This window comes from Nocardiopsis ansamitocini, assembly GCF_030268225.1.
Lineage (GTDB): Bacteria > Actinomycetota > Actinomycetes > Streptosporangiales > Streptosporangiaceae > Nocardiopsis_D > Nocardiopsis_D ansamitocini.
Genome location: NZ_BSQG01000003.1, coordinates 443,376 through 465,994 on the forward strand (window position 1 = coordinate 443,376; position 22,619 = coordinate 465,994).

The 22,619-nt window shown below is 67.4% G+C and carries 20 protein-coding genes; 11 read left to right on the top strand and 9 right to left on the bottom strand.

Annotated elements, in window-relative coordinates; all coding sequences use genetic code 11:
- Positions 1–45: 45 nt before the first annotated feature.
- Together QSJ59_RS11695 and lexA are read right to left on the bottom strand one after the other, a co-directional pair.
- Positions 46–1,122, bottom strand: coding sequence for an alpha/beta hydrolase family protein (locus QSJ59_RS11695; protein ID WP_285759364.1), 1,077 nt, complete (start codon positions 1,120–1,122; stop codon positions 46–48).
- Positions 1,123–1,235: 113 nt separating this feature from the next.
- Positions 1,236–2,003 (bottom strand): transcriptional repressor LexA, encoded by a 768-nt coding sequence (gene lexA / locus QSJ59_RS11700; protein ID WP_285759366.1) that lies wholly within the window; start codon positions 2,001–2,003, stop codon positions 1,236–1,238.
- A 583-nt stretch (positions 2,004–2,586) separates the two neighbouring features.
- On the opposite strand from lexA, the gene QSJ59_RS11705 reads away from it, so the two are divergent.
- The 5 genes from QSJ59_RS11705 (at position 2,587) to QSJ59_RS11725 (ending at position 9,132) form a co-directional block, all read left to right on the top strand.
- Positions 2,587–2,877, top strand: coding sequence for a LysM peptidoglycan-binding domain-containing protein (locus QSJ59_RS11705; RefSeq protein WP_285759368.1), 291 nt, complete (start codon positions 2,587–2,589; stop codon positions 2,875–2,877).
- Between the two features lie 368 nt (positions 2,878–3,245).
- Entirely contained in the window at positions 3,246–3,707 is a 462-nt protein-coding gene (gene nrdR, locus QSJ59_RS11710; RefSeq protein WP_285759370.1) for a transcriptional regulator NrdR, read from the top strand.
- A gap of 121 nt (positions 3,708–3,828) precedes the next feature.
- The gene (locus tag QSJ59_RS11715) at positions 3,829–6,648 is read left to right on the top strand and encodes a vitamin B12-dependent ribonucleotide reductase (protein WP_285759371.1); all 2,820 of its coding nucleotides are present in this window, start codon (positions 3,829–3,831) and stop codon (positions 6,646–6,648) included.
- A gap of 407 nt (positions 6,649–7,055) precedes the next feature.
- Positions 7,056–8,519: an alanine/glycine:cation symporter family protein gene (locus QSJ59_RS11720; protein WP_285759372.1), complete on the top strand. Its 1,464-nt coding sequence runs from the start codon at positions 7,056–7,058 to the stop codon at positions 8,517–8,519.
- Positions 8,520–8,703: 184 nt separating this feature from the next.
- Positions 8,704–9,132 (top strand): CBS domain-containing protein, encoded by a 429-nt coding sequence (locus tag QSJ59_RS11725; RefSeq protein ID WP_285759374.1) that lies wholly within the window; start codon positions 8,704–8,706, stop codon positions 9,130–9,132.
- A gap of 47 nt (positions 9,133–9,179) precedes the next feature.
- On the opposite strand, the gene QSJ59_RS11730 is transcribed toward QSJ59_RS11725, so the two are convergent.
- On the bottom strand, positions 9,180–9,347 hold the full coding sequence (locus QSJ59_RS11730) for a hypothetical protein (protein ID WP_285759376.1): 168 nt from the start codon (positions 9,345–9,347) through the stop codon (positions 9,180–9,182).
- 231 nt (positions 9,348–9,578) lie between these two features.
- Between QSJ59_RS11730 and QSJ59_RS11735 the strand changes: the two genes are divergently transcribed.
- Positions 9,579–11,348, top strand: coding sequence for an SPFH domain-containing protein (locus QSJ59_RS11735; protein ID WP_285759378.1), 1,770 nt, complete (start codon positions 9,579–9,581; stop codon positions 11,346–11,348).
- Positions 11,349–12,809, top strand: a complete 1,461-nt coding sequence (locus tag QSJ59_RS11740; protein ID WP_285759380.1) for an SPFH domain-containing protein — start codon at positions 11,349–11,351, stop codon at positions 12,807–12,809.
- A gap of 80 nt (positions 12,810–12,889) precedes the next feature.
- On the opposite strand, the gene QSJ59_RS11745 is transcribed toward QSJ59_RS11740, so the two are convergent.
- The 4 genes from QSJ59_RS11745 to QSJ59_RS11760 form a co-directional block, all read right to left on the bottom strand.
- Entirely contained in the window at positions 12,890–13,081 is a 192-nt protein-coding gene (locus QSJ59_RS11745; RefSeq protein ID WP_285759383.1) for a hypothetical protein, read from the bottom strand.
- Positions 13,082–13,163: 82 nt separating this feature from the next.
- Complete coding sequence (locus QSJ59_RS11750; protein WP_285759384.1) at positions 13,164–13,955, bottom strand: alpha/beta hydrolase; 792 nt, start codon at positions 13,953–13,955, stop codon at positions 13,164–13,166.
- Positions 13,955–14,644, bottom strand: coding sequence for a hypothetical protein (locus QSJ59_RS11755; protein WP_285759386.1), 690 nt, complete (start codon positions 14,642–14,644; stop codon positions 13,955–13,957). Before QSJ59_RS11755 ends, QSJ59_RS11750 begins: the two co-directional genes overlap by 1 nt.
- Before the next feature lie 52 nt (positions 14,645–14,696).
- Positions 14,697–15,263, bottom strand: a complete 567-nt coding sequence (locus tag QSJ59_RS11760; protein ID WP_285759387.1) for a DoxX family protein — start codon at positions 15,261–15,263, stop codon at positions 14,697–14,699.
- Between the two features lie 377 nt (positions 15,264–15,640).
- Here QSJ59_RS11760 and QSJ59_RS11765 point away from each other — a divergent pair, with 377 nt between their 5' ends.
- From QSJ59_RS11765 to QSJ59_RS11780, 4 genes are all read left to right on the top strand, one after another.
- Entirely contained in the window at positions 15,641–15,814 is a 174-nt protein-coding gene (locus QSJ59_RS11765; protein ID WP_285759388.1) for a hypothetical protein, read from the top strand.
- A gap of 20 nt (positions 15,815–15,834) precedes the next feature.
- The gene (rnhB, locus tag QSJ59_RS11770) at positions 15,835–16,536 is read left to right on the top strand and encodes a ribonuclease HII (protein WP_285759391.1); all 702 of its coding nucleotides are present in this window, start codon (positions 15,835–15,837) and stop codon (positions 16,534–16,536) included.
- A 138-nt stretch (positions 16,537–16,674) separates the two neighbouring features.
- A complete protein-coding gene (locus QSJ59_RS11775; protein WP_285759392.1) occupies positions 16,675–19,083 on the top strand; it encodes an AAA family ATPase in 2,409 nt (802 codons plus the stop codon).
- 119 nt (positions 19,084–19,202) lie between these two features.
- Positions 19,203–19,931, top strand: coding sequence for a nucleotidyltransferase family protein (locus tag QSJ59_RS11780; protein ID WP_285759393.1), 729 nt, complete (start codon positions 19,203–19,205; stop codon positions 19,929–19,931).
- 87 nt (positions 19,932–20,018) lie between these two features.
- Here the strand turns inward: QSJ59_RS11780 and QSJ59_RS11785 are convergent, their stop codons facing one another.
- Together QSJ59_RS11785 and QSJ59_RS11790 are read right to left on the bottom strand one after the other, a co-directional pair.
- Positions 20,019–21,563 carry a hypothetical protein gene (locus QSJ59_RS11785; protein ID WP_285759566.1) on the bottom strand — a complete coding sequence of 515 codons (1,545 nt, stop codon included), beginning with the start codon at positions 21,561–21,563 and terminating at the stop codon, positions 20,019–20,021.
- Between the two features lie 187 nt (positions 21,564–21,750).
- Positions 21,751–21,993 carry a hypothetical protein gene (locus QSJ59_RS11790; RefSeq protein WP_285759394.1) on the bottom strand — a complete coding sequence of 81 codons (243 nt, stop codon included), beginning with the start codon at positions 21,991–21,993 and terminating at the stop codon, positions 21,751–21,753.
- Between the last annotated feature and the right edge of the window lie 626 nt (positions 21,994–22,619).

Genomic DNA, 22,619 nt, shown 5'->3' on the forward strand with positions numbered 1-22,619 from the left:
GCACCGCCTCGTCCGGGGCCGCTGCCTGGTCGGCAGGAGGACGCGCTAAGGGCGGGAATGACGGGCGAGAAAGCCCTCGATCGCCTCGCCGACCTCGGGGGCGAAGGTCCGGTGGGAGTCCAGGACAGGGTCGCCCGGTTCGGTGCCGTACTCGCGGAAGATGTGGTCGGTGGCGGGAATGTCGACCCGCTCGACGTTGGTGAGAGCCTCCGTCAGACGGTCCACCTCCGAGCCTTCGACCTGGCTGTCGGCGGTCCCCCACAGCACCAGCGTCGGGGTCGAGGAGGGGAGGGCGGCGGCCAGTTCTGTCGGGTCCAACCGGTCGATCTCCTGGAGGAACGGCTCGACACCGGGGTAGAAGATCGAGTCCAGCGCCGTGCCCCGGTCGAGGTCGACCTCCTCGCCTGCACGGACGCGCGCGATGGCGTACCGGGTATCGCTCAGCATCTGGTCCACGTCGGTGCCCGCCATGCCCTGGCTCTCGGCCAGTCGAAGCTGTTCGGTCAGTTGCCGGTCCATGACGTCGAGATAGCGCGCTCCTACCGGAGCGGCCAGGATCAGCGCGGCGGGGGCGGGCTCGGTCAGTTCCGGGGCCCGCAGGGCGAACAGGCTGCCCTCGCTGTGACCGAGCACGATCAGTCGCTCCGGGTCGACCTCGGGTTGCGCCGTCAGCTCGGCGTAGGCGTCCGTGACCTCTTGGTCGAAGACGCCCAGGTCGACCTGGGCGCCTTCGGTACGGCTGGCCATGCCGGTCGTACCGGAACCCAGCTTGTCGTAGCGAAGCGAGGCCACTCCGGCATCGGCCAGCGCCGCCGCGAAGTTGCGATTGGTATCGGCGTCCGGCCGTCCCGGGTTGTTGCCGTCGCGGTCGGTGGGGCCGCTGCCGGAGATGATGAGAGCCGCAGGGACGGGGCCGGTGGTGTCATCAGGAACAGCGAACGTTCCGAACAGCGTGTCCGGGCCGCTGCTGAACTCGACCTCGCGTTCGGTCGCTGCGATCTCGTGCTCGTCCGATCCAACGGTGTCCGGGGGCGATGTGCATGCCGCGGTCAGGACGAGAGAGCCGCACACGGCAAAGGAACCGAGTGCGCGAGCGAACGGCGGGCGGGGGGCAGAGGGCATGTTCCTACCGTATTGGGAGCTATGGCGGGGACTGGCACCCGGTCGCGCAGCGAAGCAGAAACGGGCCCGCGATCGGATTGATCACGGGCCCGTGCTAAACCGAGGCGAAGTCGTTACACCTTGCGCAAGACCGCGACGACCTTGCCGAGGATGGTGGCCTCGTCGCCGTTGATCGGCTCGTAGTCGTCGTTGCGGGGAAGGAGCCAGATGTGGTCGTCGTCGCGTTTGAACGTCTTCACCGTGGCCTCGTCGCCAAGTAGAGCGGCAACGATGTCGCCGTTGCTGGCTTCCGGTTGTTGGCGGACAACGACCAGGTCACCATCGGTAATGGCGGCGTCGATCATCGAATCGCCGACCACGGTCAGCATGAAGAGCTTGCCCTCGCCGACGAGTTGCCGGGGCAGGGTCAGGATGTCCTCGACCGCTTCCTCGGCCAGGATCGGCCCGCCCGCGGCGATACGTCCGACGACCGGGACATTGGTCGCCCGGGTCTCAGTTGTGTCCCGTTCGTGGTCGAGTTCGTCCCACGAACGGACTGGCGGCTGGCCGGGAATGCGAATTTCGACCGCCCGTGGGCGATTTTGATCGCGATGAAGGTAGCCCTTGCGTTGCAACACCTTCAGTTGGTGCGCGACACTGGAGGGGCTGGACAGTCCCACTGCATCACCGATCTCTCGGATGGACGGCGGGTAACCGCGTTGTCGCACGTAGCGGTGAATGACGTTCAGAACACTCTGCTGGCGAGCGGTAAGTTTCGGTGCCTCGGCCGGTTCCTTCACGGGGGCCCGCATGGTGTCGCTTCCCGTTTGGGCGGACCGGAGTGCGGAAACGGCCTTCCCTCTCACGTGAGGTTCCTGCGTTCCGTTGTTCTCCTCCGGCACGTCCGGCCTCCTCGGCGGTCGGTGTTCTCGGTGTGGGGCTTTCGGTGCTTGCGTCGGTGCTGTTTCACAAGGTGTATCGCGATGGTGTGACAAGCGCTCATCATCGGTATACAGCGGCGAAACATGTCCAACGTTAGTCTCTGCTCAAGGCAATATCAAACAAACGTTCGAGATGGTGCTGAAAAAATCCCTCGGATGCGGTAGTACTCGAATATCGGTTCCAGCGAACAGATGTTCGAAGGGAAAGGTCATGTCCGGACCCGTCCTACCGTCCGTCCCCCGCCCTGGTCATGCCGTGCTCGTCGGCAGGTCAGGGGCACCCGCCCGCTCCCCCCGGTGCGTGCACGGTGCACATGCGGTACAGGATCAGCCCGGCCCGGACGCATGTGACTGGTCCCGGGTGATTCCGGAATGGCGAGGAGAGTTTGTGAACGGTGAGAGCGGCGCTACCGCGATCGCGGCCCCCCCGGTTTTCTCTAATCTTCCCGACCTCGGGTCGTTTACACCACCTCCGCGAAGAAAAGCGGCTCGCTCCGCACCGCGTCCTTCCGGCTCCCCGCGGCTGACCCGCCGAGGCCGTCTGGTGCTGGTCTCCGCGGCCGGTTCGGTGGCGGCCACCGCTTTCGCCTTCACCGTTCTCGCAGCTGTCGCCCTGGGGGCCTCCAGTGCCGGAGCCTCCACCGAAAGCCTCTTCGGCCTCGCCGAGTCCTCGACGGTCGTCGTCGGCGAAGGCGACACTCTTTGGGACATCGCCCAACGGGTACGTCCTTTCGAGGACCCGCGCCGCACCGTCCAGGACATCGTCGACCTCAACGGTCTTTCCGGCTCCGCGCTGGAGCCCGGCCAGGAGCTCGTGCTCCCCTCCGTTTCCTGACCGCGTCCGCCCCAGGGTGCACACGGTCCAGGCGGGCCCCGCGAAGCTGCGTGCTTTGGGGGTCCGCTTCTCCATGTCGGGGCCTCGGTCGTGGTGCCTGATTGTGGGCGGTGTGTCGATCGCGTTCCCCGCGGGTTGTGGCGACTTGCGTCGATCTGGCACCAGTCGTAAGTTTTGACCACAACATCTAGTACTTGCTTTGCACAAGTTGCCCAATAGCTTGTGCTTTAGTGGGTATCTAATGAGTCCGGGGGGCACGGTCTCCGGCAGTCGTGCACGGCACACAGTCGCCGCATCGCCCGAAAGGGGGGCGGCGTGCGGTCGTGCGACGACCACAAGACGAATAAGCCGAAGGGAGGCGAGCGGGCATGCACTGTCCGTTCTGCCGGCACCCTGACACCAGGGTGATCGACAGCCGTTCGGCCGAGGACGGGGCGGCTATCCGCCGTCGCCGATCCTGTCCGATCTGTGAGCGCCGCTTCACCACCCAGGAGACGGTTCTCCTGATGGTCGCCAAGCGCTCCGGGGTCACCGAGGCGTTCTCGCGCACCAAGATCATCGCCGGTGTGCGCAGGGCCTGCCAGGGGCGTCCCGTCACCGAGGACGCTCTCGCGATCCTCGGTCAACGCGTGGAAGAGGCCGTTCGCGGGCGAGGCGCGGCCGAAGTGCCCGCCCACGAGGTCGGGCTGTCCATCCTGGGGCCGCTGCGCGAGCTCGACGAGGTCGCCTACCTGAGGTTCGCCTCGGTCTACCGCAGCTTCGAGTCCCTTGAAGATTTCGAGAACGAGATCGCCGGCCTGCGAGCGGACCGGGTCGCGTCAGTGGAATGACCGCTCCTGCACCCAGTGGCAGGCCGGAGAGCCGTTGGTGCCGCAACGAGTCGCGTCCCACCGGGTACGCGGCCTGTCGAGCGGCGGCGACCGGATGCGGCCGAGCTGAGGGGGGCGTGCCATGACCGGGACGGTGAACACGGAGGACAAGAACAACAGGGGCGAAAACCGTTCCGGTGCGGGGCTGCGGATACGGAGGGTCTTCACCTCGTCCGACGTCCATCCCTACGCAGAGCTCGAATGGGAGCGCCGCGACGTCGTCATGACCAACTGGCGCGACGGCACGGTCAACTTCGAGCAGCGCGGCGTGGAGTTCCCGGCCGCCTGGTCGATGAACGCCGCCCAGATCGTCACCACCAAGTACTTCCGCGGGACCGTCGGTGCTCCCGAGCGCGAGTGGAGCCTCAAGCACCTCGTGGACCGGGTGGTCGGTGTCTACACCGCGACCGGGCGCAGCCACGGCTACTTCGCCACCGACGAGGACGCCGAGATCTTCGACCACGAGCTCAAGTACGCCCTGGTCCACCAGCTGTTCAGTTTCAACTCCCCGGTCTGGTTCAACGTCGGGACCGGCTCCGCCCAGCAGGTCTCGGCGTGCTTCATTCTGGCCGTCGACGACACCATGGAGTCGATCCTCGACTGGTACAAGGAAGAGGGGGTCATCTTCAAGGGCGGGTCCGGCGCCGGGGTCAACCTCTCCCGTATCCGTTCCAGTCGAGAACTGCTCTCCTCCGGCGGAACCGCTTCCGGCCCCGTCTCCTTCATGCGCGGGGCCGACGCCTCGGCAGGAACGATCAAGTCCGGTGGGGCCACACGTCGCGCGGCCAAGATGGTCGTGCTGGACGTGGACCATCCCGATATCGAGGAGTTCGTGCGGGCGAAGGCGCACGAGGAGCACAAGATCCGCGCTCTGCGCGACGCGGGGTTCGACGTCGACCTCGGCGGTGCCGACCTCATCAGCGTCCAGTACCAGAACGCCAACAACTCGGTACGCGTCTCCGACGCCTTCATGCGTGCGGTCGGGACCGGTTCGGACTTCGGGCTCACCTCCCGACTGACCGGAGAGGTCGTCGCGACCGTGGACGCCGGGGGATTGTTCCGCACGATGGCTCGGGCCGCCTGGGAGTGCGCCGACCCGGGGATCCAGTACGACGGCACCATCAACGACTGGCACACTTCGCCCGCGGCCGGGCGGATCAGCGCGAGCAACCCGTGCTCGGAGTACGTCCACCTGGACAACTCCTCGTGCAATCTGGCCTCGGTCAACCTGATGAAGCTGCTGAAGGGCGACGGCGCCTTCGACGTCGAGCGGTTCGAGCGACTCGTCGAGCTGGTCGTCACCGCGATGGACATCTCCATCGCCTTCGCCGATTTCCCCACTGAGAAGATCGGCGCCACCACCCGGGCCTTTCGCCAGTTGGGGGTCGGTTACGCCAACCTCGGCGCCCTGCTCATGGCGACCGGCCACGCCTACGACTCCGACGGCGGCCGGTCCGTCGCAGCCTCGATCACCTCGCTCATGACCGCGACCGCCTACCGTCGCAGCGCCGAGCTCGCCGAGGCGGTCGGCCCCTACGACGGTTACAGCTCCAACGCCGTCGCCCACAAGCGCGTCATGCGCAAGCACGTCGCGGCCAACAAGGCCCTGCGCACCGTCGGTGCGCTGGAGAGGCCCATCCATCGGGCGGCGACCCGTGCCTGGCGGGAGTGCCTGGCAGCGGGAGAGCGCAGTGGCTGGCGCAATGCCCAGGCCAGTCTGCTCGCGCCCACCGGGACCATCGGTTTCATGATGGACTGCGACACCACCGGCATCGAACCGGACTTCTCGCTGGTGAAGTTCAAGAAGCTCGTGGGCGGCGGCTCCATGCAGATCGTCAACCAGGGGGTGCCGCGCGCGCTGCGCAACCTGGGCTACCGGGACGACCAGGTCGAGGCCATCGTCGACCACATCGCCGAACAAGGGCATGTCGTGGGCGCCCCCGGGCTCAAAGCGGAGCACTACCCGGTCTTCGACTGCGCGATGGGCAGGCGTTCCATCGCACCCATGGGGCACGTGACCATGATGGCCGCTGTCCAGCCGTTCCTCTCCGGCGCGGTGTCCAAGACCGTCAACGTCCCCGAGGACGCCACCGTCGAGGATTTCGAGCACCTCTACTTCCAGGGCTGGAAGCTCGGGCTGAAGGCCCTGGCCGTCTACCGGGACAACTGCAAGGTCGGCCAACCGCTCTCCGTCGGCAGAGCCGAGGGGAAGACGGAGCAGGGGCCGTCCTCCAGGGCGGAGGAGGACCGTGCCCGGGGCCCGGTCCGTCGCAGGCTGCCCAAGAGGCGTCCGAGCCAGACGGTGTCGTTCAGTCTCGGTGGTGCCGAGGGTTACATCACGGCCGGGTCCTACCCCGACGACGGTCTCGGCGAGGTCTTCCTGAAGCTGGGCAAGCAGGGATCGACCCTGGCCGGGGTCATGGACGCCTTCTCCATCGCGATCTCCATCGCCTTGCAGTACGGGGTGCCCCTGGAGACCTACGTTCAGAAGTTCACCAATATGCGCTTCGAACCGGCCGGCATGACCGACGACCCCGAGATCCGTATGGCGCAGTCCGTGGTCGACTACGTCTTCCGTCGTTTGGCGCTGGACCACCTCCCCTATGAGCAACGTGCTGCCCTGGGCGTCCTCTCCACGGATGAACGGGCAGCCCAGGTGGCGGGGGAGGATGCGTCCCAAGTCGCCACCCAGGTGGAGTCCTATGCCCAGTCGGCTCCGCCGGCCGGCTCCGGGGCTAAAGACGTACCCGCGCGTACGGTGCACGACTCCACCGAGTTGATGGAGCTCAAGCAGGGGTTCGTCGCCGACGCGCCGCTGTGCGTCGACTGCGGCACCAAGATGCTGCCGGCGGGGAGCTGCTACGCCTGCGAGGGCTGCGGCTCCACCAGCGGGTGCAGCTGACCCCTCGTCCGCCGGCCGTCCGCGGTGCGACTCGACCCGTGCACCCGAGAAGCCGGGGATCGAGACCGACGCGCTTTTCGCGGCCGGGGAGGATCCGACGCCTTTCACGCAGAACAAGAAGAGGGGCGGCGTCCTTCGATGCTGATCGGGCGCGCCGTCCGGTTCCGCGGGGCGCCGGATGCCGACCGTACAGGGGAGGACGCGCTGAGTGCACGCCCAGCCAATCGTCACTCTTGGTTACGAAGTACAACTTTTTTATGACATCGATGTCGAATGATGCAACGGTTCCATGACATCTGTCCTGATTGGCGGGGTCAACGCGCATATAGCCGCTTTGGCGGGTGAGACTCTGCGGGTCGTTCCAACGGTTTTCGTAACCGTCCCGCCACGGAGGAGCAGATCCGCCTATGCAACAGCTGACCGATGCCATCGGTGCCTTCAACGACGGCCTCTTCTGGCCCCTGCTCATCGTCATCCTGGCCGTTTCGAGTATCTACTTCTCGGCTCGGCTGGGCCTGGTGCAGTTCCGGTTGATCCCCGATATGTTCCGCGCGCTGAAAAGTGGCCCTGACTCCTCACACGAGGGTGGCAAGAAGCAGTCCATCTCCTCGTTCCAGGCGTTCGCGATCTCGGCCGCCGGGCGAGTGGGCACCGGTAACGTCGCCGGCGTGGCCACAGCGATCTCGGTCGGCGGCCCCGGCGCGGTGATGTGGATGTGGATCATGGCGATGGTGCTGGGGGCGGCGAGTTTCGTCGAGTCCACGCTCGCCCAGCTCTACAAGGTCCCGCACAGCACCGGGTTCCGCGGTGGTCCCGCCTACTACATGCAGTACGGCCTGGGGCGGCGCTGGATGGGGGTGCTCTTCGCGATCACCATCACGGTGACCTTCGGGTTCGTGTTCAACGCGGTGCAGTCCAACACCATCTCCACCACGTTGGTCGGCTCGGTCGGTGAATTCGGTGCCGACACCGACGCCCTGCCCTGGCTGCCCGCGGCCATCGGTGTCGGGCTGGTGCTGCTCACCGCGGCCGTCATCTTCGGCGGGGTCAAGCGCATCGCCAACGTCGCCCAGACCCTGGTGCCGCTGATGGCCGGCCTCTACCTGCTCCTCGGTATCGCCGTTGTGGCCATGAACGTGGAGAAGATCCCCGGGGTCATCGCACTGATCGTCACCCACGCGTTCGGTATCCGCGAGGTCGCGGCGGCCGGACTGGGGACCGCCATCATCCAGGGAGTGCGGCGCGGCATGTTCTCCAACGAAGCCGGTCTGGGCTCCGCTCCCAACGCCGGTGCCACCGCCTCGGTCAGCCACCCTGTGAAGCAGGGGCTCGTGCAGACGCTCGGCGTCTACTTCGACACCCTCGTCGTCTGCTCCATCACCGCTTTCATCATCCTGGTCGCGAACCCCACCTACGGCGAGGACCTGGGGGCCACCATGACCCAGGACGCGCTGGGCGCGAACCTGGGCAGCTGGGCGGTGCACGTGCTCACCGTCATCATCTTCCTGCTGGCCTTCACCTCGGTGCTGGGCAACTACTACTACGGCGAGTCCAACATCGGCTTCCTCAACTCCAGCGAGAAGGTGATGACCGCCTACAAGTGGGTGTTCCTCCTGGCCACCTTCCTGGGGTCGATCGGTTCCATCCAGCTGGTCTGGACGCTGGCCGACACCACCATGGGCTTTATGGCCCTGGTCAACCTGGCCGCGATCATCCCGCTCGGCGCGGTCGCCTACAAGCTCCTCAAGGACTACCTCGACCAGCGCAAGCAGGGACTGGACCCGGTCTTCACCCGGGACCGTCTCCCCGAACTGCGCAACGTGCAGTGCTGGGAAGCGCGGACTGCGGAGCGCGACAGCGCCCTGAGCTGAGCGTGAAAGGGCGACGGACGTCTTGAGCGGGTGCGAATTTCCGTTTCCGGTCGGCCGTTGCTCCCAGCTCCTCCAGGCTCTCCGCCCCGTACCAGTGACCCCGCTGCCATCCGACGAATGGCAGCGGGGTTACTGCTGAAGGAGAGGGGGTAGCCCGTCGGACACCGACAGAAAGGTGTCCGCCATGCGTATCGCGGAAATTCTGCGGAAAAAGGGGGCCGCAGTCGTCACCGTGGCCCCCGAGACGACCGTTGCAACGCTCATCACCGATCTGGCCAGGCACAACATCGGAGCGATGGTGGTGGAGCGCAGCGGTGAGATCGCCGGTATCGTCTCTGAGCGCGATGTCGTACGCCGCCTCGCCGAACGCGGCCCGGAGGTGCTGTCCGCGCCGGTGGCCCAGATCATGACCGCTGTGGTGGTCATCTGCACCCCGCACGACACCGTGGACACCCTCACCGTGCTCATGACCGAGCGCCGTGTCCGCCACGTCCCCGTCATCGCCGACGGCGGCCTGGCCGGGATCGTCAGCATCGGCGATGTGCTCAAGAACCACATCAAGCAGTTGGAGGAACACCGCGAACAGCTAGAGGCCTACATCAGTCAGGGCTGAGGCGCGGTCACTCCGACGAGTGCCGGGTGTGCGCCCCGGTCGCCCGTTCACCGTGAGGACGAGAAGAAGGACCACGACCAGCCGCGGCCCGGAACCGTGCCCCGCTCCAGAGCGGCCACCGTCGTCCCCGGGCAGCCGGGCGGGCTGGTTCCGATGCCGTACGCGTCCTTCACCGGCAACCCTCCGTGGTCGGTCCTGTACGTGTTCTGGCCCATGAGTAAAGAGGCTAGAGCGGTATCGACTGTCGTGTAGTGCTTTCTCCGCTATCGGTGGAAGAGGGGCACCAGGTATCCAGATAGCGGATGGTTACTTTCTCTCCACCTGCATGTCCGGATTCCTGTGGGAAGATTCCAGGACTCTGACCAGGGGCTGCGGAACCGTGCCGATGCCAGGCACGTCGGAATGGCAGTCACCCCAAGTGCCGGATACCTAAGGAGTCTTCGCCTATGTCCTTTGCGCAGACCGTGCGCGGGGCCGCGGGAGCGGTCGCCCAGGGGGGCGATCCGCGCCAAGCGGTCACCGACGCCCTCAAGCAGTCCTCGGACGGATTCGGACTCGACCCCGGAGACTTCCTGGCTGCGCGGGACCAGGGAGCCTCGGTGGGCACCCGCATCGAGCAGCAGACCTCCTCGCTCAGCAACGCGGGAGAGGTCCTCAACCGCAGCAAATTCGAGCAGGACCGGGGCGGTTCCGTCCACGTCATCTGCCCCATGGTGATCCCGCGCGGCCGTACGCTCGGTGCGGTCGTCCCGGTCGCCCTGCTGACCGTCCTGGGTGTGCTGGGAACCGCCTTCACCTGGTTCATCCCCAACGCCACCCTGTTGTTCTTCGGCCCGCACTACTGGCTGGTCGTGGTCCTGGTCGGCGTCTTGATGTGGTGGCGCCAGGGAATGGTGATGATCCCCGAGGGCTGTGAAGCCCTGATCACCAAGTTCGGCAAGTTGGAGGACGTCCACGGCCCCGGCCGGGTCACTCTCTTCAACCCCTGGAAGCGTGTCTCCTACATCGTCAACACGACGCGGGAATACCCCTTCAACGCCCCCATCCGTGAAGCACCGACCAAGAGCGGCGTGAATGCCTCGGTCGACCTCTTTCTGCAGTTCCGTATCCGCGACCCCAAGGAGTTCATCTTCACCCTGGGCGCGGTGCAGGGGTTCCAGGACAAGCTGAACAACGCCATCAGCGAGACCACGCGCAGCCTCATCTACGACCAGCAGGCATCGGACATCTACGACCTGGTCGGCGAGAACACCGCCCGGTTGTTGGACCAGCTCAACCAGCAGTTCTCGCCCGCGGTCGAGCTCACCAACGCCAACATCACGCACGCCGAACCCTCCAGCCAGGACTACCGGATGGACCTCGCGGCACCGGAGATGGTGCGGGTGGCCAAAGAGGCCTACACCTACGAGTACGAGCTTCAGCTGCGCAAAGAGCAGAACGAGGGTGACCTCAACAAGGAACTCGCCTCCCTGAACGAGACCCTCTCCGCCATCCAGGCCGACATCGCCCAGTACCAGGCGCAGATGGACACCGCTCTCGAACGCGAGACCAACCGCGCCCGCGCGCTCGCCCGTCAGCGCTTCGTCGAGGCCGAGAGCAGCGCGCACGCCAATGCCGCGCTCCTCGAGGCGCAGGCTCTGGATATTCGTGCCGTCAGCGCCGCAGAGGCTCCCGAGATCCTCAACTACCGCTTCCAGCAGGATCTTCTCGACAAGTTGGAATCGGTTGCCGAGAGCCTGCCCCAGGTGGTTCAGATCGGTGCGGCCGACGCGGCGAGCATCAACTTCCTGGAGGTGGCCCGCCAGATCATCGGCAGCACCGACGAGCTGCTGTTCTCCGATGCCGACATGGCCGAGGTCCGCGGCCGACTCGCCGACATCTCCGAGCGCATCTCCTCCCGGGAGGACGAGATCGCGGAACTGTTGGAGGTCGGCGCCACCACCGTCGAGCGCCCCGACCCGGCCGACGCCGCCGACGTCCCTGGGGCCGACCGGGTCGAAGAGATCCGCCAGTCGGTCGCCGACGACGCCATCGACCAGCGCCTCAACGGGGAGCAGGACGCCCCCCAGGACTCCGGCCCCCAGGCCCCGGCCGCTCCCTACGGCCAGCCGCTCACCGGCGAGCCGTCCTATCCCGACGCCTTCCCGCCGCCCTCGGGACCGCCCCAGCCATGGCCCAATCCGGGGCAGACCGGACCCAACACGGGAGGAGAGTAGATGAGCCAGCAGACACCGCACGGCCGGGGATCCTCGCACATCAAGGAGTCACTGGCTTCTTGGGGCGACATCGCCCGGTTGCTGCGCGGCGGTGACCAAGGGTCCCTCGTGCCCGTCGTCATCCCGCGGGACGGGCGCGGCCTCAAATGGCTCTCCCTGGTATGGATCGGTTTCTATCTGATCCTCACCGCACTCTTCGCCGCGGTGTTCGCCGAGACCATCATGGCGCCCGTCGTAGCGATCCCCTCGCTGTTGTTGGGGCTCGCCTCGATCCTGCTCGGGCTGCTGTGGTGGTGGCGCTCCTCCATCGTGGAGATCGAGCAGGGCACCACGGGCGTCCTCACCAAGTTCGGCAAGGTCGTGGGAGAGCTGGCCCCCGGACGCCACTACCTGTGGCACCCGTGGGCACGGGTGGACTTCGTGGTGGACACCTCCACCGAGATCCCCTACAACGCGCCGGTCCTGGCATGCCCCACGCATGAGAACGTGCCACTGAAGTCGATCGAGTTCTTCCTCAAGTTCAAGATCACCAATGCCACCGCCTTCATCCGCACCATCGGCGCCAGCAACTTCGACCTGGTGCTGTCCAACGCGGTGCAGGACGCCATCCGCCAGCGCAGCCGGCAGGTGCAGACCGAGAACGCCTTCGATCTGCGCGGTTCCGACGTGGCCGACATGCAGGGACTGCTGAACCGCCAGCTCAGCCGGTACGGCGTGGAGATCAGGGGGTGCAACATCCCCGACGTCCAGCTGCCCAACCAGTACCAGCAGCACCTGGCGACCCGGGAACGGGTCTCCAAGGAGCTGGTGGCCTACGAGCAGGAATGGGAGCTCACCCGCAAGCGGCGCATCGACACCCTCCTCATGGACATCGAGCGTTCCAAGAAGACCCGTGACGCCAAGATCGTCGAGGTCAACGCCGCGCTGAACAAGGCGCGCAAGGACGTCGCCCAGATGCTCGAGGAGCAGGAGACCGAGGCGCAGCGGGTGCGCTACGAGATCGAGACGCAGGGGCGGGCCGACCTGGTCGCCGCCAGCAACGAGGCCAAGGCGCAGGGCCGCCTCGCCACCTCCTACCGCGACAACCGCGCCGTGCTGCAGTACGAGCTCGCGCGGCGTCGGCTGGACGTCGGAGCCAAGCTCGCCGAGAGTGCACCCACTCCGGTCGTGGTGCGGACCGACGCCGGTTCGGGTGACACCTCGGCGCTGTCCACGCTCCTGTTGGCCCAGTTGCTCCCCACCCTGGGGGAGGGGAAGAAGCGGTCGGGCGCCAAGAACGCGGCCAAGCTGGTCGCCTCGGCGGAGTCCTCCGACGTCTTCCAGCAGGTCCAGGGGGCGGTGGGTTCGGCGGCTCAGCGTCAGCAGCAGCTCCAGGAGCAGTACACCAAGGAGCAGCAGCAGGCGATGCAGCAGCAGTTCCAGCAGGGCGAGGGCTACGGCCGCAAGAACAACCGCCGCTGACCTTCGCAAGCCGCAGTTCGACCGTTGCACAAGGAGGGGGACCCCAGTGGGGTCCCCCTCCTTCCTTCTTGCCCGGGGGATCAGGTGGCGCGTGTCAGTTCCTGATAGCCGCCGTCGATGTCCACTCCGTGCCTGGCGGCGATCTCCACCAGGTCCTCGATCTCCCCGGCCTGGCCGATCACCAGTTCTTCGTCGCCGCTGCGGTGGGCCCGGCGAAGGGACTCCACCGCGTCGTGGATGCGTAGGTGGAGCGTGCGCATGAATTCAGCCATCGTCTTCCCCGTCCGTCCCGACCCGATGTCCTCTATGTACCCTTCGCCGGTTAAGGGAAGGTGAGGAGGCGGCGGACGTCGCTCACCCCGCTGCGAGGAAATCCCCGGTCACCTCGGCCAGTCGTTCGTGCGCCAGCGCGGTGGAGATGTCGGCGGTGTTGTCCCTCGCCTGGGGGCCGTAGGCCCCGAACTGGGCGTGGTTCATCCCCGCAATGGTGGCCGTCTCGGCACCCGGGGGAAGGTTCGCGCGGTTGGCGGTCACCTTCTCCGGGGTCGACAGTCCGTCCCGTCCCCCGCCCACCGACAGCACGCGCAGATCCGTTCGGCCGGCAAGGTGCGCACCTTCGGTCGCGTAGGAGCCCCAGAGCACCAACCCCGCGGCATCGACACCGGGGGAACCACCACCGAGGTAGGAGGCCGCCATCGCCCCGCCCAGGGAATGGCCACCGACGTACCAGGTGGCGACCTCCGGTGCGGCTGTCACCGCGCTGTCGGCCCGGTTCACGTCCAGCACCGCCAGGTTGAGACGGAGCTCGGGCAGGACCACGGTCACCCCGGTCGCGGCGGTGATCGGCGCCCACGCGGCCACGTAGGCGTCCGGTTCCACGCGTGCCCCCGGATAGAAGACGACACCGGTGTCCGAGTTCCCTGCGGTCGGCGTGATCACGACGGCGTCCGCGAGCCGCTCCACCGCGACCCCGGAGAGCTCCTCGGCCGCTCGCAGCGGTGCGGGCTCGGCGCGATAGGGGGAGCAGGCCCACCAGGTGAACGCGAGGGCCGCAACGAGAAGGAGGGCGACCGCGGCCGCCGCCGTACGCCAGAGCAGCGTCCGGACCCGCGGGCGGGGCCTCCCCGCACCCCGCTCGGCGTCCATCAGTAGCTGGTCCAGGAGTACCAGGGGCCGAAGACGTGCTCGTAGACCAGGCCGCGGTGGCCCGGGACGAAGACGTCGGTCGGCAGCGGGTCCGGACTGTAGGCCAGACCGGACTCGCGGAACAGGCCCGCGTCCTCGACGGTGAACAGCGTGACGCCCTCATTGAACGAGGCCGACTCCAATGGGTAGAACCCGAACCACTCACCGTTCAACGGTGTGGAGTCGGTGTCGTCCACCAGGGTCCGCGCCTGCATCAGGTCCTCACTGGAAGCCTCGACCCGCGCCTGCAAAGGGGCGTCGGTCAGGGACAGCGCGATCGCGGCCGCCGCGATCAGCGGAGGAGTGGTCCAGCGCAGCCAGTGCCGTCGGATGATCGGTCGGGCGATGGACAGTGCCATGCCCAATCGCAGCGCACCCATCGCGGCCAGCAGGCCACCGCCCCCCATGCCGATCACGAAACTGGGCAGGTGGCCGCCGGGCACACTGTCCTCGTACAGCAGAACCAGTGCAACGATCACGCAGCAGGACAGGTAGAGACGGCCCGGCGGGCGCGAGGCCCAGGAGATGAGCCGCTGACCGACAGTCGGTTTCCGGGCGATCTCGATGAGTTTGGCGACCGAGTCCTCGTCCGCTGTCGAGGTTTCTCCGGTCTGCGGAGTACCAACGGGTCCGGGACTGGCGGCGGACATGAGGAAGCCCCCAACAAAGAGATTACGACGACGACAGTGACCAGGTCGGCTGCTAAGTGGGTCGGGGCGCGGTTGACGCGCGCGACGGCCGCCTCGTAGTGACCTGCTCCTCAGAATAAGGGAGTGGCGGGGCTTGGTCGGGCCGCTTGGCCGATCCGCCGGTGCCTTCCCGGTCCTCGGAGCGGGCCGGGCCGCCTCGTCGGCCGAACAACCAGCGATCCATGGTGACCCGTCCGGGATTCACCGCGACAAGCACACTGAGCAGTGCCGTTGTCATTACATAAGGATGTTCTGCGGCGATGGGGAGCAGGTCCTTGGCGGGAGGGAGCGCGTCGTCGGATGCTCCGAGTAAAAGGGCTCCGCCCATGGCAATCGCCACGCTGATTCCGGCGATCGGTGTCAGCAATCCGACAGTGATCGCGACCCCGCCGGAGAGCTCCAGGTAGGGCAACGCCTGTGCGACCACCTCGGGCAGCGGCATCCCCGCGTCCGGCCCCACGGCCGCCGTGGTCGGATCCGCCGGCAGTCTCAGCAGCGCGTGCGCGGCGAGAATCGCTCCCAGGCCCATCCGCGCGGCCAGCGCGGCGGCGTCGTACAGCGCCATACGGGTCACGCCCATCTCGGCCTCATATCGGTTCGCTCAGGTCAAGGTGAGACCGAAGTTACCCAAAGTAATGGACGGTTCCTCTGTGTCACACGCGGTACTTGTCGGAAAACCGCAACGGGAGCGCGCAAGCGGCGAACCGTCCGGGATGCGCGACGCGTTGGTCATGGGGACGAGCGAAAAAGCAGCAGACGCAGAGCTTCGTTGCTTGGTGCACGCCCCACGCGAACGGGCACCGACTACGACGACGTCCTCGCGGAGGGAGCTGGTGGAGCGGATCAGCGACGAAGTCGATCAGCTCATCGACCTCCGGTCGAAGCGGTACCACGCGTCCTTTGCCGGCAGGGCGGAGCCGGCCGAGTGGTGGGGGCGCATCCGCGTAGACGATCGCGGTGGCCGCGCTCAGTACCTGGTTCGGCGGTTTCGTCTCCGTTGCGGCCCTTGCCGGGGCCTTCGTCCGCGAAACGGTTTCCTTCCTTGCGGTAGTGGCCCTGACCTGGTTCATGGGCGCGGAGGTGGACGTCGCCTACGCCCTCTACCGGGACCTGGCGGTGCGCGGGCAGTGATCGGCACTACTCTTGGCCGGATGGCAGACCTTTCCCGCCCGGCTCGCAGCCGGGTCGCCCCGCCGACCTACGAGCTCGAGCGAGAGCTGACCGAGCACGGCGCCACGTTGATCGCCGGAGTGGACGAGGTCGGACGGGGAGCCTGGGCCGGCCCGGTCCTTGTCTGTGCCGCCGTCACCGATGGTTCGCCCGCACCCGCGGGGCTCACCGACTCCAAGCGGCTCAGCCCCAAGCGCCGGGTGGCGATGGCCGACCTCGTACGCCCCTGGGTCCGCGACCACGCCTTCGGCCGGGCCGAACCCGCTGAGATCGACGAGTTCGGTATGACCGAGTCGTTGCGCCTGGCCGCCACCCGGGCACTCAACGGTCTCGCCGAGCGGCCCGACAGCGTCATCCTGGACGGCAAGCACGACTTTCTCGGCCGCCCGTGGCAGGTGCGCACCCAGATCAAGGCCGACCTCACCTGTGTGACCGTCGCGGCTGCCTCGGTCCTGGCGAAAGTGGAGCGCGACACGATGATGGCGGCCCTGGACGAGGAGTACCCGGGGTATGGTTTCGCGAGCGCGGCCGGTTATCCCTCCCCCCTCCACCGCGCCACCCTCGCCGATCTCGGTCCGACCCCGTACCACCGGATGTCGTGGGCCTATCTCGATGACCTGCCCAAATGGCAACACCTGCGCACCTTCCGGTCTGCGCCGGGCGGCCAGCTGAGCCTGCTCTAGACCGCGGTCCGCCACGCGACACGCGGGGCACTCCTTACGAAACCCGCTTCGCAGGCGGCAGTATGGGATCAACACGAACTGCCGTATCCGTGCGGCACCTCGGGGGCCGACAAGCGAAAGACACGAGGGGGCAGCCAATTGGGGCGCGAGCACGAACCCCGGGCCGCACAGCGGCCTAAGGCGTCCTCGCTGCAGCGGATACGCGCGGCCTACGACCGTCTTCCGCTCCAGACCCGTTTGCTCGCCGGCCTGGGAGTGCTGGTCGCCGCGGCGCTGGTGGCCTTCGTCGCCGGATTCCCGGTCCTTTCCGGACTGGCCGTGGCACTCATGCTTCTCGGCTTGTTCGCGGCACTGATGCGCTCCTCGGCCGCCATCGCCACCGCCGGCGTGTGCGTGCTGTGGGTGCTCATCGCCTACCCACTGTTCCTGATGTCGCTCGGGCCGGCGCCCATCCTGCTCCTGTTGCCGGTCCTGCCGTTGGCGGTCTCGTTGATCGCCACCAGGATCACCGCTTTCCCGGTCTGGCACACGACGCTGCTCTCGTTGCTGCTCGGCCTGATCCTGGGCTTCGCCGTGGCGCTGACCAGTATGATCACCGACGCCGTTCCACCGGCCGCGGGTGTCCTCACCACTGTCGGGGCGGCCCTCGCCGCGCTGCTGTGGCGGGCGGTCGCCGGACGGCGGTTGACCGCCGAGATGCGCAAGTACCAGCCTTCCGGCGGCCACACCGGTTCCTCCGACCACCGCGGCGCCCCACAGGACCGGCTTCGCTCGCACAGCGGGCCCGGGACACAGACCGGTACCGACACCGATCCCCAAGAGCCGGTCCCGGTCCACGAGGCGCTCGCCCAGTTGGAGGCGATGATTGGTCTGGACCCGGTCAAGCAGCAGGTCAGGGCCATCGCTGCATCGATCGAAGCCGCCCGGCTGCGCGCCGATGCCGGATACGTCGTGGACAAGCCCCTGCGCCACCTCGTCTTCTCCGGTCCCCCCGGCACCGGCAAGACCAGCGTGGCCCGCACCCTGGCCACCATCTTCCATTCCTTCGGCCTGCTGCCCTCACCCCGCGTGGTCGAAGCCCAGCGCGCCGACCTCGTGGGCGAGTACCTCGGAGCAACCGCCATCAAGACCAACGAGCTGGTGGATCGGGCATTGGGCGGTGTGCTGTTCATCGATGAGGCGTACTCCCTGGTCAACGATGGTGATGGCCAGCCGGACCGGTTCGGCAACGAAGCGGTGCAGACACTCCTCAAGCGGGCCGAGGACGATCGCGACAACCTCGTGGTCATCCTCGCCGGGTACCACGAGGAGATGGACCGCTTCCTCGCCTCCAACCCCGGTCTTGCCTCACGGTTCGCCACCCGCGTCACTTTCCCCAGCTACTCCCCGGACGAGTTGCAGCGCATTGCCGAGGCCCTTTTCGATCAGCGCGGCGACGTCCTGGACGGTCCCGCCCGCCCCGAACTGCGGCTGCGACTCGACCAGGTCGAACGCCAGGGTGCGGTCGACGTGTTGGGGAACGGTCGGTTCGCCCGCTCCCTGGTGGAGAAGGCCGCCGAGGCCAGGGACGTGCGGGTGGTGACCACGAATGGGACCGAAGGGCGGCCCGAGGCCCACGACCTCGTGACGGTGCGCGCAGCAGACGTCGCCGCCGCCTATGACGAGCTGACCGCGCGCCTCCCCGGCTTCGCCAAGACGCCCGATGTCGCCGAGGCCCTTGCCGAACTGGACGCCCTGATCGGCCTGGAACCGGTCAAGCAGCAGGTCAAAGCGATCGCGGCGCAGTTGCAGGTTGCCAAGCTGCGACAGGGGCAGGGGCTGCGTACGCATCCCCCCATGCGTCACTTCGTCTTCTCCGGCCCGCCGGGCACCGGTAAGACGTCGGTGGCGCGCATCCTGGGCCGCGTGTTCGCGTCCCTGGGGCTGCTCAACCGCCCCGACGTCGTCGAGGTCGGTCGAGCCGACCTGGTGGGCGAGCACCTGGGCGCCACGGCGGTCAAGACCAACAAGGTGGTGGATCGGGCACTGGGCGGTGTGCTCTTCGTCGACGAGGCGTACTCCCTGGTCAACCCGGGGTACAGCGGAGGCGACGCGTTTGGCGCAGAGGCCATCCAGACGCTGCTCAAGCGGGCCGAGGACGATCGCTCCCGACTGGTCATCGTGCTCGCCGGTTATCCGGCGGACATGGACCGCTTCCTCACCAGCAACGCCGGCCTCTCCTCGCGTTTCAACGTCAGGGTGGCCTTCCCCAGCTACTCGCCCACGGAACTGACCGAGATCGCCGAACTGGTGGCCGACCAGACCGGGGACCTCTTCGACGGCGAGGCCCGCGAGGACCTGCTCCAGATCTTCGGCTACGTGTGCGACGGCGGTTGGATCGACGAGTTCGGCAACGGCCGATTCGCCCGTTCCCTGTTCGAGAAGGCGTGCTCCTACCGGGACCTGCGCGTGTCCGAAGGGATCGGCGCTGACTTGAGCGCAGCCGAGTTGACCACGGTGACCAGCGTCGACCTGCGCGAAGCCTATTCGGAGATCACTCAGCGCTAGCCTGCCCACACCGGCGGGATGCGCCCGGTACGGCCGAGCGTACTGCGGGGGCGGGCCGGTGCGGCCGGCGCCTTTCGGAGTTCGGCGGAGAAAGAGCCGCCCACTGCTAGGGTCCGCTCATGAGTCGTTCCAGCGAGCCCATTCGCCAGGCCGTCATCCTGGCCGGAGGCCAGGCCACCCGCCTGCGTCCCTACACCGACACCCGTCCCAAGGCCATGGTCGAGGTCGCCGGCCGGCCGATCGTCGACTACCAATTGGAATGGCTTGCCCGGCACGGTGTCGAACACGTGGTGGTGTCCTGTGGGTACAAGGCCGAGGTGCTGCGCGAGCACCTGACGGCCCGTGACCATGGGCCCGAGGTCACGCTCCTGGTCGAAGACGAGCCGCTGGGCCGCGGCGGCGCGCTGCGCTTCGCCGCCTCCGGCCTCAAAGACGACACAGCCCCCTACTTCGCCCTCAACGGCGATGTCCTGACCTGGTTCCCGTTGGACGAGTTCACCACCTACCACCGGGAGCAGGGCGGCTTGGTCACCCTGGCGCTGGCCCAGTACCGCACCACCTGGGGCATCGTGGACGTCACCGACAGCGGGCTGGTCGAGGGGTTCACCCAGAGCCCGCTGCTACCGTTCTGGATCAACGCGGGCGTCTACATCTTCGAGTCCGGTACCACTCCGTTGCTGCCGGTCAAGGGCGACCACGAGTCCAGTACCTTCCCCGAACTCGCGCAACAGGGCCGCCTCTTCGGCTACCGCATCGACGGCTTCTGGCGCGGTGTGGACACCGTCAAGGACGTGAAGGAGGCCAGCGAACAGGTCCCCGGCGTCCTTCGGGGTCTCGCCACCGACTGACCCGTCGCCCCGCCGGTGCGGGCCCCGCCGTGTGCAGCAGCGGCCCGGCGGCCGTGCCCCGCGCCGGTGGAGTCGTGACCGCTCAGGTCAGAGCTCGTCCAACCCCTTGCTCAGCGACTCCTCATCCTCGGCTTCGGCGATGGCGTCCAAGAGCGACTCCAGTACCGCCGGCCGGGTGTGCCCACGGTCCAGCAGGCGCTGCGCCGCGCTCCACAGGTTGGCCGGATCGCCTCGCCACAGTCGGTCGGCCAGTCGTTCGTGCGCGGCCACAGCCTCCTCGTCCACCTCCTGACGATCGTGCCTCGCCTCCTCGCCGGCGGAGTGCCGGCCCCGTGCCGGGCGCGGATCGTCATAGGCACCGAAATGGTCCAGGAGCAGCAGGGCGCGACGCCCCGCCGCAGTGGTGGGGTCGAAATCCCCGTCGTTTTCGCTCAGCAGATCCCCCGCCAGCAGCGGGAAGGCGAACATACGACGGGGAAGGGCTGCGAGGTCGCCGTCGGGCAACAGCCGTCTCATCACCTCGCGGCGCAGACCGAAGGCGGACGAGGGGTCCCAGTAGGAGCGGGAGAAGACCGCGGTCGCCTCCCACACCGCGTCCACTGTGGCGTGCAGTGCGATCTCGGGGAGCCCCTGGAACGGTCCGGCCCAGCGGATCCAGGCAGCAAGCACGTGCGGCATCGCCTCCTGTTCCTCCGGCAGCAGCACCACGCGACGGGGTAGCCAGTTCAGCATGAAGGCGTCCACCTTGCGCGGACTCATCCGCAGCGGCCGGCCGAAGTCGGCGTCGCAACCGTAGTCGATGATGTGATCGGCGCACCTGCTGGCGGCGTAGCTGTCGGAGAGGTCCGACGCAGCGCTGGAGGCAAGAAACCGCGCTGCGAGGGTTGCACGACGATCGCGTCGCCACGCACCCGAACGGCCCGGTTGTTCGCGGGGGAGCGTACGCGCCCTGGCCCGGATGAGGGGGAGCAGCGCCAGAAGGGGGCCTGCGGGTTCGTACCCCGGTCCTTCGTCGGGTGTCGCCGCGACGAGGCGGTCGGTGCGCTCCAGGGCGGAGGTGAGCAGGGTGTGCGCCCGCTCGTGGCTGATCTGGGTGAAGTTGCGCATCGGGTCGCTGCTCGCCTCTTCGGTACAGTGCTCGAGCAGCTGGTCGACCTTCGTGCTCACCCAGGCGTCGCGCAGGATGCCGCCGGCGTTGTGGTCGATGATGGTGATCAGCGCGTGTTCGGTTGCGTCGGGACCGTGTCCGTGATCCCGGCGAAAGGTGCACACGAGTTCATCGGCGTCGCCGAACTTGGACCTGGACAGGTGCGCTTCGACGGGGTGCGCAAGGGCGGGGGAGCCACCCCACGTGGGGCGGGCGATCCCTTGCTCGACCAATGAACGCGCTCCGCGCATCGCCACCGAACGGTGCCGGTGGGAGGATCCCAGGGCCGCGACGCCGGCGAGTAGTGCCAGTGCTGCGGGGGTGGCGGCCTGTCGGGCGTAGTCCAGCAGGCCCTCGCCGAGGACCTGTTCGATGTCGACTCCGGGAATGCGGCTTGCCCGCCAGGCGCCCAAGAGTTCGCTGACGACCAGTTCGGCGTCGAGCGGATGCCGTATCGCCAGTAGCGCGCGTGCTGCACGCAGCATTTCGGCGAAGACCTCGTCGGGCGGGGACGCCGACCCCGACGCGTGGCCGTGGGGAGGTAGGGGCACCCATTGAGAGTATGGCAAGGCCCGCTGTGTGTCTGGAAAGTCGTGCCGTGCCCGGGTGTCCGGTTTGGCGGTCGGGGCGCGCTCCCTGGGAATCGGTGGTGAGGCGCGCGCGTCCCGTTCGCTAGCTCAACTCGCCGTTGCGCGGCTGGGGCGTCGACGGGGGTTCGGACTTGATGAGGGCCCGCAGGTGCTCCCGGGCGATTCGTTCGACGAGTGCCGGGGTTGCCTCGAAGCCGAGATGTTCGGCACACCGCCAGGTGTCAGCCACACAACGTTCGACCGAACGTTGCGGCAGCACCTGGAACTCGGTATGCAACCTGGCAGTGACCCGTTGCACGTCAACGGGTTGGTACGTCTTGAGCATCCGCGCTCACGCCCCCTCTGGCGTTGGCCTGGACGGTGACCACCATCCATTTCACAACGTCGGATCAGGGTGTCAAGACCTGGAAACGGAGCTCTTGCCCAACTTTGGTGTTGCCATGGACACACTGGACCAGGATCATTGCCTTGGACTGGGCAACCGGTGGTCTCGCCCCTGTCCGACGCGCGGTACGTCCGGCGGTGCCGGAGGCTGCCGTTGCCCCGGCGATGCCGGGGCAACGAGGCCGCGCTCCGAACTTAGCGACGAGGTCGCCGCTGGTGGGGAAGCCACACGCGAACAACTTTCGGTCATCGTGGAATCTGTGGCGATCACCAGTCCTACCGGGTATTTTGTCCGGATAGTTCGCGCTTGGTGGCCGAAAAGGTTGACCGAAATGGTCGAACCTTCCGCATGTAAGACTGTTAACGCATATTCTTTACTTTCCGCGATCGCATCGGGCTTTCAACCTGGAGTGACCCGGCGGCGTTAAGCCGAGGTGGCCTATGCTTGGCCGGTGCGGTTGCAGGTGGTGCCGTTAACTCGGGAGGGTCTACGGACACCCGACGCGCCTTGGCGCCTGGGCCTTCAGGCGGGGAATCAGGAGTGGTCACCGCAATCACAGGCCGGTC

Coding starts and splice junctions, on each gene's coding strand:
- QSJ59_RS11720 (WP_285759372.1), top strand. CDS start 7,056: ATGCAACAGCTGACCGATGCCATCGGTGCCTTCAACGACGGCCTCTTC.
- QSJ59_RS11780 (WP_285759393.1), top strand. CDS start 19,203: ATGAGTCGTTCCAGCGAGCCCATTCGCCAGGCCGTCATCCTGGCCGGA.
- QSJ59_RS11715 (WP_285759371.1), top strand. CDS start 3,829: ATGACCGGGACGGTGAACACGGAGGACAAGAACAACAGGGGCGAAAAC.
- QSJ59_RS11760 (WP_285759387.1), bottom strand. CDS start 15,263: ATGGGCGTGACCCGTATGGCGCTGTACGACGCCGCCGCGCTGGCCGCG.
- QSJ59_RS11725 (WP_285759374.1), top strand. CDS start 8,704: ATGCGTATCGCGGAAATTCTGCGGAAAAAGGGGGCCGCAGTCGTCACC.
- QSJ59_RS11745 (WP_285759383.1), bottom strand. CDS start 13,081: ATGGCTGAATTCATGCGCACGCTCCACCTACGCATCCACGACGCGGTG.
- QSJ59_RS11750 (WP_285759384.1), bottom strand. CDS start 13,955: ATGGACGCCGAGCGGGGTGCGGGGAGGCCCCGCCCGCGGGTCCGGACG.
- nrdR (WP_285759370.1), top strand. CDS start 3,246: ATGCACTGTCCGTTCTGCCGGCACCCTGACACCAGGGTGATCGACAGC.
- QSJ59_RS11735 (WP_285759378.1), top strand. CDS start 9,579: ATGTCCTTTGCGCAGACCGTGCGCGGGGCCGCGGGAGCGGTCGCCCAG.
- rnhB (WP_285759391.1), top strand. CDS start 15,835: ATGGCAGACCTTTCCCGCCCGGCTCGCAGCCGGGTCGCCCCGCCGACC.
- QSJ59_RS11755 (WP_285759386.1), bottom strand. CDS start 14,644: ATGTCCGCCGCCAGTCCCGGACCCGTTGGTACTCCGCAGACCGGAGAA.
- QSJ59_RS11730 (WP_285759376.1), bottom strand. CDS start 9,347: ATGGGCCAGAACACGTACAGGACCGACCACGGAGGGTTGCCGGTGAAG.
- QSJ59_RS11785 (WP_285759566.1), bottom strand. CDS start 21,563: ATGCTGCGTGCAGCACGCGCGCTACTGGCGATACGGCATCCGCTCGAC.
- QSJ59_RS11790 (WP_285759394.1), bottom strand. CDS start 21,993: ATGCTCAAGACGTACCAACCCGTTGACGTGCAACGGGTCACTGCCAGG.
- QSJ59_RS11740 (WP_285759380.1), top strand. CDS start 11,349: ATGAGCCAGCAGACACCGCACGGCCGGGGATCCTCGCACATCAAGGAG.
- QSJ59_RS11695 (WP_285759364.1), bottom strand. CDS start 1,122: ATGCCCTCTGCCCCCCGCCCGCCGTTCGCTCGCGCACTCGGTTCCTTT.